Origin of the sequence: Pseudomonas sp. B14(2022) (assembly GCF_012030485.1) — a bacterium.
In the GTDB taxonomy this organism is placed as follows: domain Bacteria; phylum Pseudomonadota; class Gammaproteobacteria; order Pseudomonadales; family Pseudomonadaceae; genus Aquipseudomonas.
Map to the genome: position 1 here is coordinate 200,287 of NZ_JAAUVM010000010.1, position 16,901 is coordinate 217,187.

General features: G+C 61.9%; 12 protein-coding genes and 1 pseudogene. All 13 read right to left on the reverse strand.

Annotation, left to right across the window (positions count from 1 at the left end):
* Window positions 1-22: 22 nt before the first annotated feature.
* Entirely contained in the window at window positions 23-1,744 is a 1,722-nt protein-coding gene (locus HCF10_RS17105; protein WP_167656024.1) for a ShlB/FhaC/HecB family hemolysin secretion/activation protein, read from the reverse strand.
* 454 nt (window positions 1,745-2,198) lie between these two features.
* Window positions 2,199-2,672, reverse strand: coding sequence for a poly-beta-1,6-N-acetyl-D-glucosamine biosynthesis protein PgaD (gene pgaD / locus HCF10_RS17110; protein WP_131700504.1), 474 nt, complete (start codon window positions 2,670-2,672; stop codon window positions 2,199-2,201).
* A 2-nt stretch (window positions 2,673-2,674) separates the two neighbouring features.
* Window positions 2,675-4,015 carry a poly-beta-1,6-N-acetyl-D-glucosamine synthase gene (gene pgaC / locus HCF10_RS17115; protein WP_167656025.1) on the reverse strand — a complete coding sequence of 447 codons (1,341 nt, stop codon included), beginning with the start codon at window positions 4,013-4,015 and terminating at the stop codon, window positions 2,675-2,677.
* Window positions 4,016-4,017: 2 nt separating this feature from the next.
* Window positions 4,018-6,021, reverse strand: coding sequence for a poly-beta-1,6-N-acetyl-D-glucosamine N-deacetylase PgaB (gene pgaB / locus HCF10_RS17120; protein WP_131700502.1), 2,004 nt, complete (start codon window positions 6,019-6,021; stop codon window positions 4,018-4,020).
* Window positions 6,022-6,033: 12 nt separating this feature from the next.
* Window positions 6,034-8,514, reverse strand: coding sequence for a poly-beta-1,6 N-acetyl-D-glucosamine export porin PgaA (gene pgaA, locus HCF10_RS17125; protein WP_167656026.1), 2,481 nt, complete (start codon window positions 8,512-8,514; stop codon window positions 6,034-6,036).
* Between the two features lie 438 nt (window positions 8,515-8,952).
* Window positions 8,953-10,449, reverse strand: a complete 1,497-nt coding sequence (locus HCF10_RS17130) for a YdgA family protein (RefSeq protein WP_167656027.1) — start codon at window positions 10,447-10,449, stop codon at window positions 8,953-8,955.
* 149 nt (window positions 10,450-10,598) lie between these two features.
* Window positions 10,599-11,231 (reverse strand): NADH:ubiquinone oxidoreductase subunit N, encoded by a 633-nt coding sequence (locus HCF10_RS17135; RefSeq protein ID WP_131700499.1) that lies wholly within the window; start codon window positions 11,229-11,231, stop codon window positions 10,599-10,601.
* Window positions 11,232-11,312: 81 nt separating this feature from the next.
* Window positions 11,313-12,755: an efflux transporter outer membrane subunit gene (locus HCF10_RS17140; protein WP_145335705.1), complete on the reverse strand. Its 1,443-nt coding sequence runs from the start codon at window positions 12,753-12,755 to the stop codon at window positions 11,313-11,315.
* Complete coding sequence (locus tag HCF10_RS17145) at window positions 12,752-13,642, reverse strand: efflux RND transporter periplasmic adaptor subunit (RefSeq protein WP_090401202.1); 891 nt, start codon at window positions 13,640-13,642, stop codon at window positions 12,752-12,754. The genes HCF10_RS17140 and HCF10_RS17145 overlap by 4 nt, the downstream gene beginning before the upstream one ends.
* Window positions 13,639-13,848 carry a DUF1656 domain-containing protein gene (locus HCF10_RS17150; RefSeq protein WP_012721577.1) on the reverse strand — a complete coding sequence of 70 codons (210 nt, stop codon included), beginning with the start codon at window positions 13,846-13,848 and terminating at the stop codon, window positions 13,639-13,641. Before HCF10_RS17150 ends, HCF10_RS17145 begins: the two co-directional genes overlap by 4 nt.
* The gene (locus HCF10_RS17155; RefSeq protein WP_167656028.1) at window positions 13,845-15,923 is read right to left on the reverse strand and encodes an FUSC family protein; all 2,079 of its coding nucleotides are present in this window, start codon (window positions 15,921-15,923) and stop codon (window positions 13,845-13,847) included. The genes HCF10_RS17150 and HCF10_RS17155 overlap by 4 nt, the downstream gene beginning before the upstream one ends.
* On the reverse strand, window positions 15,920-16,330 hold the full coding sequence (locus tag HCF10_RS17160) for a MarR family winged helix-turn-helix transcriptional regulator (RefSeq protein WP_167656029.1): 411 nt from the start codon (window positions 16,328-16,330) through the stop codon (window positions 15,920-15,922). The genes HCF10_RS17155 and HCF10_RS17160 overlap by 4 nt, the downstream gene beginning before the upstream one ends.
* 266 nt (window positions 16,331-16,596) lie before the next feature.
* A pseudogene (locus tag HCF10_RS17165) lies at window positions 16,597-16,901 on the reverse strand (IS481 family transposase); the annotation flags it as partial.

Here is a 16,901-nt window from a genome sequence, read left to right on the forward strand (position 1 = left end):
CTCGTTGCGGTGCAGCGTTGAATTACAGGAAGAAATCCATACGGAAGTAGATCGGTGCTTCGCGTTCGGTCAGCACGCCGGGTCTTTCCAGCGAATGGGCAAAGGTCACGCTGGTGCTGACATGTTTGCCCCGGGCGAACAATTCCAGAGAGTTGCTGGAGACTCGGCCATGAACGTTGTCGTTGTAACGATCATGGGTGATCACACCCTGGTCATAGCCGATGCTGGCGCCGTATTCGGCGAACGCCGGGCGCATCCAGTCGAGGGTCACAGGGCGGGCCCAGCGCACTTCGTTGCGCCAGTAACCGCCGCTGTCGCCCATCAGTTGCTGGTCCTTGAAACCACGCACCGAGGCCGAGCCCCCCAGGCTCATGCGCTGGGGGCTGAACAGGACGTCTTCACTGCGTTGGCCGGTAGCCAGGCTGCTGAAGCTGAACGACTCGCCCCACAGGCTGAATGGCTGCAGGTAGCTGACGGTGGCGGTGTACTTGCGGTAGCGCGAATTGGGTTGGCGACGGCCGAGCGAGTCGCGCTCTTCCTGAGACTGGGCGTCGAACAAACCGATGCCGTTCTGCATGCCAAGGTCGAGGTTGACGAAAGCACTGCCGATGCGTCGCCCGTGGTTGACGCCCAGTTGCAATTCGCTGAGGCGGTTGCTGCTGGGCGCGGTGCGCACGTCGAGGATGTAGTTGTTGGTACGCAGGTGTGCCAGGCCGACGTTCACCGACGTCTTGCTGACGTCGTCGCGGTGGATGACTCGCTCGGCACGCAGTTGGTGGTTCTGGTTGTCGCCGTTCTGCTTGAACTTGAAGTCGTTGGTCACGCCGTAGGTGCGGTAATCGCTCTCGCTGTAGGTGTAACTGAAGTTCCACCAGCCCCACGGCACGTTGTAATACAGCATGCTGTTTTTCGAGGTTTTCTGATGGTCGCTGATGGCGTCGTGGCCACCGCGCAGGATCAGTTGATCGGCCAGGCCCAGCGGGCTGTCCCACTCAAGGCCGGCGCCCCATTGCTGTTCGCCGGTGCTTTTCTGGCCGTCGTTGTTGCGCGACAGGCTGGCGCGCCAGGGTTTTTGCGGCTGGTTTTTGACCAGCACTTCGCTGCCGCCGATCTGCGTGCCGGGGGTCAACTCCATTTGCGCCTGTTTGGACGGCAGGCGGCTCAGTTGATCCACCAATTGTTCGACTTCGCGCAGGTTGAGCGCTTCACCGACCTTGCCGGGAAACGCCATGGCCAGTTCGCGGTCGGTGACCGTGCTGCCCTGGGCGCCCTTTATGCCTTCGAGTTTGCCTTCGACCACCAGCACTTGCAGATGGCCGCTGGACAGGTCCTGCTGCGGCAGGTAGGCGCGGCTGGTGACGTGGCCCTTGGCGATGTAGTAGTCGGTGATGACCTTGAGCAGTTCGTTGAGCTGGGTAACGCCCAGGCATTGGCCGATGTAGGGTTTGAGCAGGCGGGTACGGTCGGCGGCGGACAGGCTGTCGGCGCCCTTGAGTTCGATGTCCTGGATGGGGAAGCAACGGGTATCTGCCGGCGTGGCCGGGGCCTCGGGCTTGGCCGCTTTGCCGGGCAGATCCTGGAGTTCCTGCAGGCGCCGCTGTTGCTCTTCGAGCAGGCGATTCTGACGGTCGCGGATCAGGTCCTGGTCCCCGGGCGTAGGAGCGGCCATGGCACTGTTTGCGCTCATATAGGCGAGCAGCAACGTGCAGAGGAAATACCGAGTCCGTGGCAATAAAAAAAACATATTCGGTCCGTCGAAAATCAAGGGCCGCGAAACTAACATTGAACTTGCGCCAACCCAAGAAGCTGAGCCAGTTGCACATTCGCACTCGTTAATCTCACAACTAGTTGATTGCTAACAATAAATAATCATCAAAAATACAGGCGGCCTGAAACTCGAAGTACTATTCCGACAGGCGGCAGCTCTTTTGATAGCGATTTATCGAATGAACTTATAACTGCCAGTATTTGGCCACTAAGTTCTTCCGAGATAAGTTAGTACCGAAAAGAACCGAATAGTTCGCGGCGTTTTTGTGAATTGGGTCCCACTTGTCGACATTCATGTTCGAGGTCGAGTGGATAGACAATTGTGGGAGAGGGCTTGCCCCCCGATAGCGGTGTGTCAGCCAAGTATTCATTAGCTGAACCACCGCTATCGGGAGCAAGCCCCCTCCCACATTGGATTGGATTTACAGTCCTTAGCTGACGTCTTTTTTCTCGGGCACCAGGGTCAATCCTTGTTTTTCCACGTCGCGGGAGACGTGGGCTTTGACTTCCGCCACGCCGCCGTCTTCGTCGTTGTGAATCACCAGTACACCCGGTCGGCGCAATTGCTCCAGGTCGCCCTCGGCCAGGCTGAAACTCTCGTTCAGGTTCTGATCGCTGAGCGCCTTGGCCTCGGCGCGCCGCTGGGCGAACTTGCGCCCCTTGCGTTGCTGGTAGCGTGCCCAGGTGACCAGGATCACGGCGTTGAACAGTGCGATCCACAGGTAGATCTGCAAGGTGTTCAGCGCCGCGAAAATCGGCGCCTCGATGCGTGGGCCGCCGTGGGTGTTCAGCATCGAGGTGATCCCGCGCGCCAGCAGCCAGACCAACCCGGCCCAGGCCATCAGGGTCAACAACACATCGATGAGCCACATCACGGTACTTTGGCGGGTTCTGACCAGTTTCATGATCACGCCTCCTCTTCAACAGGTTTGATACCGCGATCCGGGCTGACCCAGCGCGCGCGCTTCTGGTGCTGGTTGAACAGCACCTTGGGGAAACTGACCAGGGTGGTGAACAGGCTGACCAGCCAGAACACCATCGGGTACCACACGGTCCAGAACAGGGTTTTCCACAGGTCTTTCTCATAGCGGCGGTCGATCAGGATGCTCACCGCAAACTGCACCAGACACACCATCGCCAGCACCAGGCCGGTAAAGGCCGGCGGGACCAGGGAGTCCACGGTGATCGCCGGCGGCAGCACAATGAATTTGCCCAGGCCCCAGAAAATCACCGAGAGCAGGAAGGTGAAGGCCCAACCGGTGGACAGGCAGTATTCGAACATCAGCGGCCACAGGTAGCGATGGCGCCATTGCCAGATACCCCGGATGTTTTTGAACAACACTTCAGCACCACCCTGGGCCCAGCGCAGGCGCTGTTTCCACAGGCCGCCGACGGTCTCGGGCATCAAGATCCAGCACAGTGCACGCGGCTCGTAAAAAATGCTCCAGTGATCGAGCTGCAGCTTCCAACTGACATCGATGTCCTCGGTGATCATGTCGGTGCTCCAGTAGTCGATGCGGTCCAGCGCCTTTTTACGGAACGCCACCACCACACCCGAGACCGTGAAGATCCGCCCGAATACGCGCTGGGTGCGCTTGATCAAGCCGATGATCGAGGAGAACTCGCCCACCTGCACGCGGCCGATCAAGGTCGAACGTGTGCGGATGCGTGGGTTGCCGGTCACGGCACCCAGGCGCGGGTTGTCGAGCATCGGCGCGACCATGTAGGCCGCCGCGTTTTTATCCAGCAGCGCATCGCCGTCGATGCACACCAGGTATTCGCTGCGCGAGGCCACCGCGCCCATGCGCAAGGCCACGGCCTTGCCCTGGTTCTGCGCCAGGTGCAGCACCCGCAGGCGCGGATGCTCCAGCGCCAGGGCATCGAGGACGGCGGCGGTGTTGTCCTTGGAACCGTCGTTGACCGCGATCACTTCGATATTCGGGTACAGCTGGCCCAGCGCCGCATGGATGGTGTCGGCGGCGTTATCCCCTTCGTTGTAGCAAGGGATGATGATCGAGATCAGCGGGTTGCCGGCCAGGGCAGGCGCCGGGGTGTCTTCTTCCCAGGGCCAGTGGCGCTCCCAGTGCAGCCAGAAGTACAGCCCGCCGGCGATCCACAGCGCCGACATGAACAGCGGATAGAAGAACACGAAGTCCATCAGGAACTGCCCGGTGACCAGAAAGATCAGGCCCAGGGGCACACCCAATACCAGCGCGAGTACGAATATAGCCAGGATTCTGTCGAACATGGTCAAGGGTTCCATTGATTGGAAAGGGCCGGACGCACTGTCTTCAAGTCCGGGGAGTTTTCCAGGAAGTTGTCCGGGTAGTAGCCAAAACTCGTGACACCCTGGCGCTTGAGCACATTCATCCATTCGGCCAATTGCGTACCGCTGATATCGGGTGCGGCCTTGGTGCGCCAGTCCTTGGCTTGCAGCTCAAATACGGTTTTCTCCAGTGCGCCGGGGCGCGCCTTGACCGTCGCCACCAGTTTTTCCAGCCAGGCATTGGAGTTCTCGAGTGTCTCGCCTTCCATCAGCGGCATCGCCATCGGCGCAGTCCAGTCGTAGGTCTGGAGGAAATCGTCGAGGTTCTGTGCGAACCAGGCTTCGCTGCCGGGGTTGAGCATCGGCTCGGCGAAGAGATTGCGCGCGGTTTGTATCTGCGGACCACGGATGGCGCGGAACTTGGCGGTCAATTCGTTGGTGAAGTCGATCAGGTAGCGACTCTTGAAACGGGTCCAGCGTTGCATGATGGCCGGATCGGCGCGCAGCGCAGCGATGCTGTTGGGCAGGCCATTGGCGGCATAGGCCTTGAGCGCTGCGGGGCTGGCGTCTTCGAAATCGCTGAGCAGCGCGTCATCGTGGTACAGCACGCCATCGATGGCACTGTTGCCGGTGCTCGCCAGGTCTTGGTAAATCTCGCCGATCATCTGCCGCACTTTCGGATCGAACGGCGACAAGCGCTGGTATTGGTCGGGATCAGGGCCGACCTTACCGGTTTCCGGATCCCAGCGTGTGACGCGTGGCAGTTTGGGATCAAGGTCGAAACTCAGTACTGGCATCCAGGCAAACACGCTGGCCCGGGCACGGGTGTGCAACTGCCAGGCGACACGGTTGAACAAGTCGGCCCGCATCGGCAGGTGCCGGTTGGGGAAGTACAGCGAACGTACCAGGCCGTCACCTTTGGGGTCGGCGTAGGCTTGCAGGAACACGGTCACGGAGCCCATATCCACCACACGCTGCACCAGCACGTCGAGGTTATGCGCCTGTTGCACCGGATCGGGGTCGTAGACGTGATCCAGATCCACATGCAGTACGCGCAGCGGGGCCTTGGTCTGCACCGAGACAATGCTGCTCGCGAAGTGCTCGCCGTCCGGGTCGGAATCCACCAGGAAGCGCGGGCTGTTCATCAGTTTTTTCGAGTCGTCGAGGCCGTCGTCCAGGGTCAGCGCCATCTCATAACCGTGCTCACCCACCACCGCCAGCGAGGTGCCGTCGGCAGCGCCATACGGCCATACCCATACCCGAGGCGCCTTGCCGGTGACCGTACGGATTTTGTTGGAAATCGCGACCACGTCGGCACGCATCCGTGCCTGGAACTGTGCCTCGGTTTCGTAGCGATTGGTCGCCGGATCAAAGCGCCGTGTGGTGGCGGCGGGCTCCAGGTTGCCTTGGGGGTTGGCCAGGATGCCTTTGTGATTGGCATCGGTGTGGGCAGCGATTTCCACCAGGCCGGACTGGGACACTTCGCGAATCTGCTGCCAGGTCAGAAAGTCGCCACGGGGCCGGGGCGTACCGGCGAAATCCACCGGTTGGTTGAGCGGTGTATCGATCCAGCTACCCACTGGCGCCAGCAGCGCCGGCCAGTGATACGCCCGCAGGATCGGCATCACGCGGGTATAGAAGCTCGAATAACCGTCGTCGAAGCTCAGCATGACGGCTTTGGGCGGCAGTGTCGGCCCGCCCCGGCGAGCGGCAAGGACCTGGTCCACACTGACCGCCTGGTACCCATTCTCCCGCAGCCAGGCCAACTGCTCGATCAAGCGTTCGGTGCGCACGGCCACCACTGCCTGGTCGGGATCGTTGTCCTCGACATCGTGGTAGGCAATGCCCAAAAAGTGGTTCTTCGGCCACGGCGCTTCGGCGGCCAGGATCGGCCGCTCGGCGGGCGGGGTGAATGGCGCGGGTTGCTGGGCGCAGGCGGCGGCCAGCAATACACCCAGGACCAACAAGCAACGGCTGAGGAGGGTCATGGTCAGGCTCTTCTAGAAACGGTAAGTGAGGTCGACGAGCAGGCGCAGATCGCGTTCGCGCTCACCGTCATAAGGTCGGCTGACCAGGCTCAGGTTGGCGCCGGCTTCCAGCACGTCGTTCCAGCGAAAGCGTTGGCCATAGCCGATCAGGCCGACACCGCCGGTGGAATAATCTCGCTGGCTGTAGGTGCCCGCACCGACCTGGAACTGCTGACTCCACTGGGTCTCGTAGCGGTTATAGAGCACATGGTTGACGGTGACGGTGGGCAACACGCCGAAGTCCGACTTGGGGTTGAAGTACAACGTATCTTCCTTGCTGTTGCGGCTGGCGCTGACGTCCAGGCCTAACTCCACTTGCACCTTGGGCGAGCTGTAGACACCCTCGCGGCCGGTGAGCAAGGCTTCGACCCGGTCGTTGCCATCGCTGAAATGGGACGGGCTGACTGTGAGTTTCCACTCCCGGCTCTCATTGGCGCGCCAGCGGATAAAACCACTGCCGCCGTTGGCCGTGACGTCGGTATTAAGCGCCCGCAACGGAGTGGTGGCCGAGAGGTAATCCAGGCTGCCGCCGTATTGCCAGTGGTCGTTGATGTCCCGGGCAATCGACAGCCGCGCGCCTTGTTTGGAACCAAAGCCGTAGGAATGGTTGGAGACCTCGGCTTCGAGGGTCATGTCACGGGTACGCCGCTCCACGCCGACGCGTTGCCAACGATGATGACCAGTGCCTTCGGCAAAGTCGGCGGTGCCATAACCGACACCGGCGAACAGGCGCCAGTCTTCGTCGATGGGCGGGGTGTAGATCACGGTTTCAATGCCCCAGTCACGGCTGCCGGACACCGCACCGGCTTCCTGGTCGTTGCCGCCCCCGAAGCTTTTACCGGTGTAGGCCTCCACGCGGACTTCAGCCATGTCGTGCACATCGCGAAGGCGTTTGAGGCGCTGTACTTGGCGGTTTTCCGGCGCGCGGGCGACGACATCGTCGGTGAGCAGGTCGAGTTGGCGCCACTCCTGCAAATCCAACGCCGTGAAGCCTTGGGACATTTCCACGCCGATGTCGCGCGGGCTCTGGTTTTCGGTTTCCTTGAGTGAATCTTCGGCGCGCCTCGGCCAGTCACGGGCACGGTACATCTCGGCCTGGGCCAGACGTACGCCGATGCTGCCGGGGGCTTTATTGCCCAGGGCCTCCAGGCTTTCTTCGCTGGCGTTGAGGTCAGCGCCATACGTACCGGCCTGGGCTGCCAGCTGCTGGGCGTCCATCCATTCATCGTTAGGGTTGCCGATGGGCAGGCCCTTGAGTTCAACCCGGGGCTTCTCGGTGCTGGCCAGGTTATTGGCGACTGCCCGCGCCTCTTCCACCTGGTCGCTTTCCAACAAGGCGTAGAACAGGGCGCTGCTGTCTTTAACATGATCACCTACGTCTGCGTCCGGAGCGGTCACCGCCTGGCGATACAGCGGCGCAGCCTTTTCTGGCTGGCGCTGGTCGAGGTAGGCCGCTGCGACCCAACGCACGGCGTACGTCGGCAGCTGCACACCTTGGGCCGTGAGGGCTTCGTACTCGCTGATCACTTCGGCAGTGCGTGCCCGTGCCTTGAGCGCACCCAGGCGGTCGATGCGCCAGCGCACCACATCGTCATGGGCAGTGGCGTCCGGGGTCCAGCGGGCGAGCAGTTTGTCGTAGTCCGCCAGGGCGCGGTCGGCAATCACATAGCGTTCTTTTTCGCTGCGCGTGGCGAACTCGGCCATGCGCACCCGTTCGGCGGCGAGGTCACCTTCCAGGCGGCGCTGGGTCACCGCGTCCACCAGGCCCGGACGCTGGGCGGACAGGCGCAACGCCGCTTCCGGCAGACGAGCCTTTTGCAGTGCGACGATGTATTCGCGAGCGACTTCAGGCTTGTCGCCAGCGCGGATAAACGCCTGGTCGAATTCAAACAGCGCGTCGTAGTCCAAGCCGGCACGGGTCAGCGCGTACCCCAGGGCCATGCGCCGGTTAGGGTCATCGGGCTTGGCGGCGACCAATGCGCGGGTGCGTTTTAGCGCTTCGTCAGCCTTGCCGCCGTCGGCCTGGGTCAGGGCCAGGCCCAATTGCAGGTCAACGTTATTCGGCTCACGCAGCAACGCCTGGCGATAGACCGCCTCGGCCTGGGACCATTGCTGCTGGTTGCGATAGGTACGCGCGACGGTGGCAAGCGCCTGGGTGCTGAGGTTGCGATGTTTGCCCTGGGCCTCGTACACCTTCAACACTTCGGCATCCTGGCCGGCCCAACCGGCGATCACCACATGATCGCTGACCTGGCCTGGCGTCTGGCGTTCGGCAGACAACTGGCGCAATTGGGTCAGGGCGGGGGTGAAGTTGCCGTTGCGCGCCTGAATAATCAGCGCGTCATAGGCCGGATCGGCCATGGCGAAGGCGGGCATCAGTAATTGGCTGCATAAGGCTGCCCCGACGAGCAGTCGCAACCGGCCTGATGCACTGAGTGGTAGGTTTCGCAACATATCGTGAGCTTCCTTACACACGGAAAGCTGTAACGATAAGTGGTCCTGAGCGAGTTGCCGCAGGGTGCCGGCGTCTAATGACCCGGCCTAGCTTTCCTGTGCGAACTATCTCTCAGGAAAGTAGGAAGAAGACCAATTCAGAACAATTGTTCAGAATTGCGCGGCCCGCCTGAAATGTGAATGTGGGAGCGGACTTGCCTGCGATAACGGGGTGCCAGCCTTGTGGCGAGCGGGCTTGTCCCGCGTTGGGCTGCGCAGCAGCCCCAAAACCAGGCGAGGAGTGCTTGATATAGCGCATTCGCCTTCATCAGGGGCGCTTCGCACCCCAACGCGGGACAAGCCCGCTCGCCACAGAGACCCAGTTTGCTGTGCGACAGCGCTAGGTCGCAAAGGTAGTGGGGCCTCCCACATTATTTACTTCGGGGCGATGGCGAAATATTACTGAGCGCCGCTGACCGCGCCGACCTTGGCCATCACAAACCCAATGAACTGCTCGACGGTCATCTTCTGGCCGTTGAAGGTCACTTCATTGTTGGCGTAGTGCAGCTTGGACACTACGTCGCTGCCGACCAGGGTCGCCAACTGAGTGCCGACCGCCATGCCGCTGACCATCTCGGCGGCCATTTGGGACTGCTGTTCGATGGCTTTCGGGTCGCTCACGCCACCGAGTTGCGCTTGCAGGGCGGCGACGTCACCTATCATCGGCTTGGACAGCGTCAGGTTGGCGTCCAGCAATGCAATCATCTGCTTGCCCAGTTCAACCGGCGGCAGCTCCATGGACGCCGGCTTGGCCAGGTCCACCAGCAGGTTGAACTTGCTTTCGCCATGGGTGGTTTTCAGGGAAAGGTTTTCCACCGCCAGTTGCGGCTTGGCGGCCAGTACCTGGTTGACGTTCGCTTCGGCAAGGGCCTGCTCGGCTTCGTTCAGTTGCAGCTCAGGTGCAGGCTCGCCCGCTGCGGCGGCGGCTTGCACCGGCTGCATCTTGTCCTGGTAAAGCTTGGTCAGCACCAGCATGGCCGGGATGTCGACATTCTTCATGCTCAGGGCCATGGCCGCCGAACCCACGGGTTTACCCTGGTAACCGATCTCGTCGATCTTGTAGTCGACACGGCCGGCCAGGTTGTTGTCCTTGGTTTCGCTGGAGTCTTTCTGCTCGAAGCCTTTGACGGTCAACACGGCTTTCTGCGGGCCGAAGGTGAACTTGCTGTCGGTCAGCTCAACGGTGTTTTGCCCGGTGTAGAAGCCAAAGGTGGATTTTTCCAGGTTGCTGGCGATGGTCAGGCCAGACAATTCAGCTTCGAAGTGTTCGCCCTTGCCATCCAGCCCGGCGATCTTGAAGCTGTTCATGAAGCCGTCAGCCTTGACCTTCTGGCCTTCGGCGGTGCTGTCGAAATTCAGGTTGGCGCCAGAGAAGCTCGCCGAAGCTGCGGCGTCCTTGAACTCCAGGGGCAGCAATTCGATGTTGCCGTTGACCGAACGGCTATAGCCGATATTGGCCACGCCCTTGAGCGGCGATACGTCTTTGGCAGCGGCGAACCACTTCTCGGTGGTGGCGTTCTTTTCCAGTTCGTAGTGACTGGTGGCCATGACCGGCAGCCATTTGAGCGTCACCAGGCGCGAGAACGGCAGCGGGCCGTGTTCGATATGGTCGACGAACAGCAGTTCCGGATTAGGGTTTTCTTCGCCGAAGACCGAACCCTGGCCTTTCAAGCGGTAATGGGCGGTGCTGCTGAACACGCCACGCTCCAGGGACACCAGCTCCAGGGCCACGGTGCCGTCGACGCCGGCCATGGAGGTCTGCAGTTCCTTGTTGGCGTTCTGGATCGCGGTTTGCAGCACCGGCTCCAGTTGTTTACCGGTGTACCAGGCGCCGCCTGCACTGACGACGCCTACGGCGACAACAAAACCCAAAAGAACGACTGCTGGCTTATTCATGAAGTGACCTGATCAAATCCTGTGAGAAGTGGGCTGTCTTCCTTGAACCCTGTTGGGGTTGGCTCAAGCCCGCCGAAAACGGGGAGAAGATTAGCACTGGCAGCCGCGAACGGCCCAGCTTTCTCAGAGGGGTCAGGCGTGCAGTTGGTTCACGAGTACTCCAATTCGATCTCGTCGAGTTGGTGGTCGAAACTCTTCAGGCGTGCCGTCCAGGTGTATACCAGCACCTCAAACTCGCGGTGTATGACCGCATTGCCGGGGGTGTCGGACTTGGGGTCGCAGAAGTCCAGTTGGTAGCGCTCACGGGCCATCTGCGTGGCAACGTCGGACAATTCCCGCGCGTTATTGAGCCAATGCCGGCCCTCGGCGACCTGCCGATCCAGCAATACACACTGTTTTTTCAGGACTTCGAGGCTTTTTTCCAGGGGCGTGCCGGTAAGGTCGCCCATGACCTCCTGGAAGGTGCGCCCAGGCTGCCAATAGCTGCCCCAGAAATAGCGGTCGAACACGGTTTCGACCCGGCGCAGCGCGACCTTGGTGTCCCAGATCGCTACGCGGGTCTTGCCTTGTTCCAGGAGTTTTTTCTTGACCCGTTGATTTTGGTAAGAGGCCCAGGCGACAACGCCGATGGACAGGGTGCCGATCACCAGGCAGGCGCTGTCGAGAAACACCATGGCCTTGTCGAGTTGATGGGCGAGCATGACGCCGTAGAAATACGCGGCCGATAACAACACCAGTGCGAAGAGCACGCACCAGAAAGCGGGAGCATAAGGGTTTTTCATTATTGGAATCCCCATGAGCAAACGCGAGCAGTGTCAGGCGAGTCGTCACGGCGACCCGCCTGTCCAAGCATAGCTATTCGCTCAGGGTTTGCCGGGCTGTGACGCTTGCGTTCGTCCGCTTTCCCAGCCGCCGCCCAGGGCCAGGAACAGATCGATCTGGCTCATGGCAACCTGAGTGTTTGCCGCCGCCAGCTGCGCACGCATCGCGGTGTAGGTGCGGGTGGCTTGCAGGTCGGCGAGAAACGATTCGCGGCCGGCCTGGAAGAACCGGTGGGTCTGGTCCGCAGCCTCTTGGGCCGAGTGCTCGGCGTCCGCCAGCGCCTCGCGCCGTTGCAACACGGCGGTGTATTGCGCCAGGCCGGTCTGGGTTTCGCGGATGGCGTTGAGGACCACGCCGTCGAAATGCGCCAGGGCGCCCTGGGTCGCGGCTTCGGCTTCGTGGATACGCGCACGGGCGCCGTTGGTCGGCACCGTCCAGCTGATCATCGGGCCGAAGCCCCAGCGGTTGGTCGCCGGCTGGCCGAGGTTGTCGAGCAGGCCCACGGTGCCCACCGTGGCGCCGATGGCGATGTCCGGGTACAAGGCGCCGGTGGCCACACCGATACGTGCGGTGGCGGCGGCCAGTTGGCGCTCGGCCTGGCGCACGTCGGGGCGACGCTTGAGCAGTGCCGCACCGTCGCCCACCGGCAACAATTGGGCGATGTGCGGCAGCTCGGCGCAGGTGCCGGTGCCCGCCGGCAGTTGGTCCACTGGCTTGGCCAGCAGCATCGACAGGCGGAACAGCCCGGCCTGGCGCGCCGCTTCGTAGCGCGGCATGTCGGCGCGCAGGGATTTGTACTGGGTTTGCGAGCGGGTGACCTGGGTTTCATCACCACGGCCCGCGTCACGCAGGCGTTGGGTCAGTTTGGTGCTCTGGGCTTGCAGGTCGAGGGACTCGTTGGCAATCGCCAGTTCTTCGTTGGCCGCGCACACCTGGGTGTAGGAGCGCACCACATCGGCCACCAGGGTGATGCGCGCGATATCGGCGGCGGCCTGGGCCGCATCGGCGCTGGCCTGGGCGCTTTCGATGCCACGTTGCAAGGTGCCGAACAGGTCGAATTGATACGAGGTGGTAATGCCCACGCTGCCGATGTTGTCCACCGGCACTTTGTCCGCCTGCAAAAACGCTTCGCCGGATTCCTGCAGGCGCTGCACCTCGGCCTTGGCGCCGGCACTCCAGCCGCCGGCAGATTCAGCTTGTTGGGTCTGATAACGCGCGCGCTGCAAGTTGGCAGCGGCCACGCGCAGGTCGGTGTTGGAGGCCATGGCCTGGCGCACCAACTCGTCCAGGCGCGGGTCTTTGTAGAGCTTCCACCAGTCGGCCGGCACTGGCGCCGACACCACGTTGTTGCCCTCGCCCGCCAGTTGCCCTTGCAGGTCAGCGCGGTTGACGGCAGACGTTGGCGGCAGCTTGTAATCCGGCCCCACCACTTGGCAGGCCGACAGCAACAACCCCAGCGCAGCGGTTGCCCAAAGCTGCTTCATGGCTTGGCTCCCTCATTGGGTTTGTCGCCAATGATCGACACGGTCGCCGTACGCCCGGCGATCATGCGGAAGTCCGCCGGTACATCGTCAAAGGCGATGCGCACCGGAATCCGCTGGGCCAGGCGCACCCAGCTGAACGCTGGGTTGACGTTGGGCAGCAGGTTCGAGCCGCTGCTGCGGTCGCGGTCTTCGATACCGGCGACGATGCTCTGCACATGGCCGTGCAAACGGGCGTTGTCGCCGATCACACGGATGTCGACGCCCATGCCGACGTGGATGCCGTCGAGTTTGGTCTCTTCGAAGTAGCCGTCGATATGGAAGGAATTGCTGTCCACCACCGACAGCACCGGCCGCCCGGCGGTGACGAATTCCTGGGTACGCGGCGCGCGGTCGTTGACGTAGCCGTCTACCGGGCTGCGGATGACGGAGCGATCGAGGTTGAGTTGGGCCGAATCCACCGTCACTTGCGCTTCGGCCAGGGCCGACTGGGCGCGGGCAACGCGGGACTGGCTTTCTTCCAGTTGCTCGCTGGGCACCAGGTTGCCGAGGCCACGGTTACGCTTGTACTCGCGCTGGGCCTGGGCCAGGGTTTCCTGGCGGTCGGCCACGGCGGCCTGGGCTTGGCGCAGGGCCAGCTTGAAGCGGTCCTGGTCCACGGCAAACAGTACCTGCCCCTTGGTCACCAGTTGGTTGTCGCGTACATCGACGCGCTGGATCAGCCCGGACACGTCGGGCGCGATCTGCACGATGTCGGCACGGATGTGGCCGTCACGGGTCCAGGGGGCAAACATGTAGTACATGACCATGCGCCACACAACGACGACCGCGAAGCTCACGATCAACAACGTCAGGACTACACGGCCGATGGTCAAAAAAGGTTTTTTCATGTCATCAGGTATCGACTGAGTGAGTCCACCGCGCCCAGCAACAGCGCGTAGAGCCCCACATTGAACAATGCCCGGTGCCAGACCAGGCGATAGAAGTGGACGCGGGTCAACAGCCCGTGAACCACCAGGAATAACACGTACGTAATGCCCATCAGCACCAGCAGCGTGGGCAGGAACACCCCGCTGATGTCCAGGTCACCGATCATAAAGGCGCTCCATCGGGTAGCGGCGCTTCCATCTCCGTGCCGCCAATGAATTCCACACCCGGCAACAAGGCCAGGCGCAGGCCGGCCAGCGCGTGCAGCAGGTGCAGGCGGGTATCGTCTTCGTCTTGCAGGCCCTGGCCGTTGAGGGCGCGGCGCGTGCGGTCGAGGGTCATCAGCAGACCGCTGGGCGCGGGCAAGCGTTCACCCGCCTTGAGGCAGCCTTTGAAGTAACCGCCCACACCTTCCACCACTTGGTTGAGCAGCACCCGCGGTACGCCGAGGATGCGCGGCGAATAGGCCAGCAGGTCGAGCAGGTTGAGTGCCACGCGCAAGTCGCGCAGGGCGCTGCCGGTGTCCTGGTTGATCAACGCCAGGCGCGGCAGATGCTGCATCAGGCGGTCGAGAATTTGTGCGGCCAGGTGCCGGTGTTCGTTCAGAGTAGCGGGCTCGGTCAGACCGACGATGTCGCGCCAGCTGAAACGGGTCAGGCGCTTGGCCGCCAGTTCGGCGCCGAAGGGCCGTGCGATCAACGTCCACACAAAGGCGAACAGCAGGCCCACGGGCCCGGCCAGGTTGACGTTGGCGAAGTTCAGGAAGTCTGCGTCGTAGGCGCCCTGGATGCTGATGAACGACGAGGTGTTCACCAGCGTCAGCAGCATGCCCAGGTAAAAACGTGGCTGCACAGTCAGCGTGCCGATGCAGATGAACGGCACCGCGAACGCCAGTACCAGCATCGGGAAATCATGCAGGTTGGGCAGGACCAGGAACAGATAGAGGCTGGCGAACAGCACCGACATGGCGGTCCAGAAAAAGAACCGATAGATCTGCGGTGCCGGGTCGTCCATCGAGGCGAAAAAGCTGCAGGCCACCGCTGCCAGGATCACCGCGCTGCCGCCGTCGGTCCAGCCCAGCAGAATCCACAGTACCGAAGCGACGATGATCGCGGTGACGGTGGAAAACGCCGAGTAGAACATCAGGCCACGGTCGAGGAACGGCGTGAGCCGGCCCAGGCGCCAGTGGCGGTACACGGCACGCCAGGTGTCCTGGCTTTCGCACTGGATGGCGGCTTGCAGGCTGCGACAGTCTTGCCACAGGTCGATCCACTCACCGAGGCGGTAGAGGGCGTTGGAGAACAGCAGCGTGTGGCGGTCATCCAAAGCTTCGCCGTGGGGTTGCTGGGCGTCGACCTGGTCACGCAGAGCGCGCCAGCGTTCCAGCGGTGCGCTTTCGGTGGTGTTTTCCAGCCACTGCCGGGTGGCTTCCAGCAGCGGCGTCAGTTGCTCTAGAAACTGCGGCGCACGCTGTTCGACGGCATACAGCGCATCGTCGAGTTCCTCCACCAACGGCAGCAGGTGGATCATGCGCCCGCGCAATTCCTTGGTATTGCGCACCGTCTGCGGCCGCGCGCCTTCGTGGGGCAACTGGCCGATCATCAATTCAAGGGTATTGAAGGTGGCAACCATGCCGCCGCGCAGGGTGCTGACTTCTTCCGGCTGCACATTGCGGGTGAGAAAGCGCTGGCTGTAGACCTGGGCGTCGCTGAACCACTTGGCCACCGCGCCATCGAACACCGGCATCAGGCGCCGTGGCCAGAACATCGCGCCCACCACCGCCGCGACCGCAATGCCGAGGAAGATTTCTTCTGTGCGCGCCTCGGCCACATCCCACACCGCCAGCGGGTTATCCACCACCGGCAGGGCGATCAGCGGCAAGGTGTAGCCGGCGAGCATCAAGGCATAGTTGTTGGCGGTGCGCAGGTGCATGGAGAGGAACAGCAAGGTGCCCGTCCACAGCGCGATCACCACCACCAGGATGTACGGCGATTGCACAAACATCGGCACAAAAAACACCGCCGCCGCCGCCCCCATCAAGGTGCCGATGGCGCGGTACAACGCCTTGGAACTGGTAGGACCGACAAACGGGCTGGAGACGATATACACCGTAGCCATCGCCCAGTACGGACGCGGCATTTGCATCAGCATGGCGATGTACAACGCGATCATCGACGCGGCGAAGGTACGAACCCCATAGAACCAGTCACGGGCGGGCGGAAAACCGGTAAAAAATCCGTTCAAAGCGTCGCCGCCTCAAAGGCCCGCAGTACGCGCAGTGCGGCTTCCATATCGGCGGTCGGAAGGTCCGCCAGCACTTCGCGGCGCAGGCGCACCAGTTGCACCTCCACCGCCTGCACCAACTCGCGCCCACGCTCGGTCAGGCTCAGGGCCTTGGCGCGGCGGTCGTGGATGTCTTCGGTACGGCACACATAGCCGTCATGGCACAGCCGGTCGAGCAGACGCACCAGCGACGGGCTTTCCATCCCCGACGCCTGGGCCACTTTGACCTGATGCATCCCGTCGCCCAGGCGGCCGATCATCAACAGCGGCACGGCGCAGGCTTCTGAGATGCCATAGCTCACCAGCGTGCTCTGGCAGATTTTGCGCCAGTTACGGGCGCCCACCACCATGCTGCTGCTGAGGTTCATCTGGAGTTGTTCGAGGGATTGAGGCACTGGATAGTTCGCATACAGTTAGTTTGCTAACTATCAATATGGAGAAAGGCGCTAGATGCGTCAAGTTTTGAAACAATTTAGCGATGGATGGAGCGATTCAGTGGCAACACCGCAGGACGAATGTGGGAGGGGGCTTGCTCCCGATAGCTTAGTGTCAGTGAACAGATTCGTTAGATGATCCACCGCCATCGGGGTGTAGAACCGTAGACATCGTTTACATCTGAAACCGGGGACATCGTTTACACATTTGAGGCCTGGACGCGGGTCATACCTCGTCCAAGCCTCCCCAAGGGATAATCACACAGGTACAAATCCCAAGCATCATCTTCAGCTTCTTTGAGCCCTATCCTTTCCCCGGACAGCGCCTCGCTGATAAATACCAACTTGCCGTTCCACTTGATCGATCCGTCCTGCCTGACGCTTCGAACTTTCATTTCTGCCGGATACTCCACATCGGGCAAGCATCCTGGATAAATTCGGGTGGACGGCACATACAAGTCTCCCGGACTTTTCATGCCGAGCGCTTCGTGAGGGCGTACGTAAT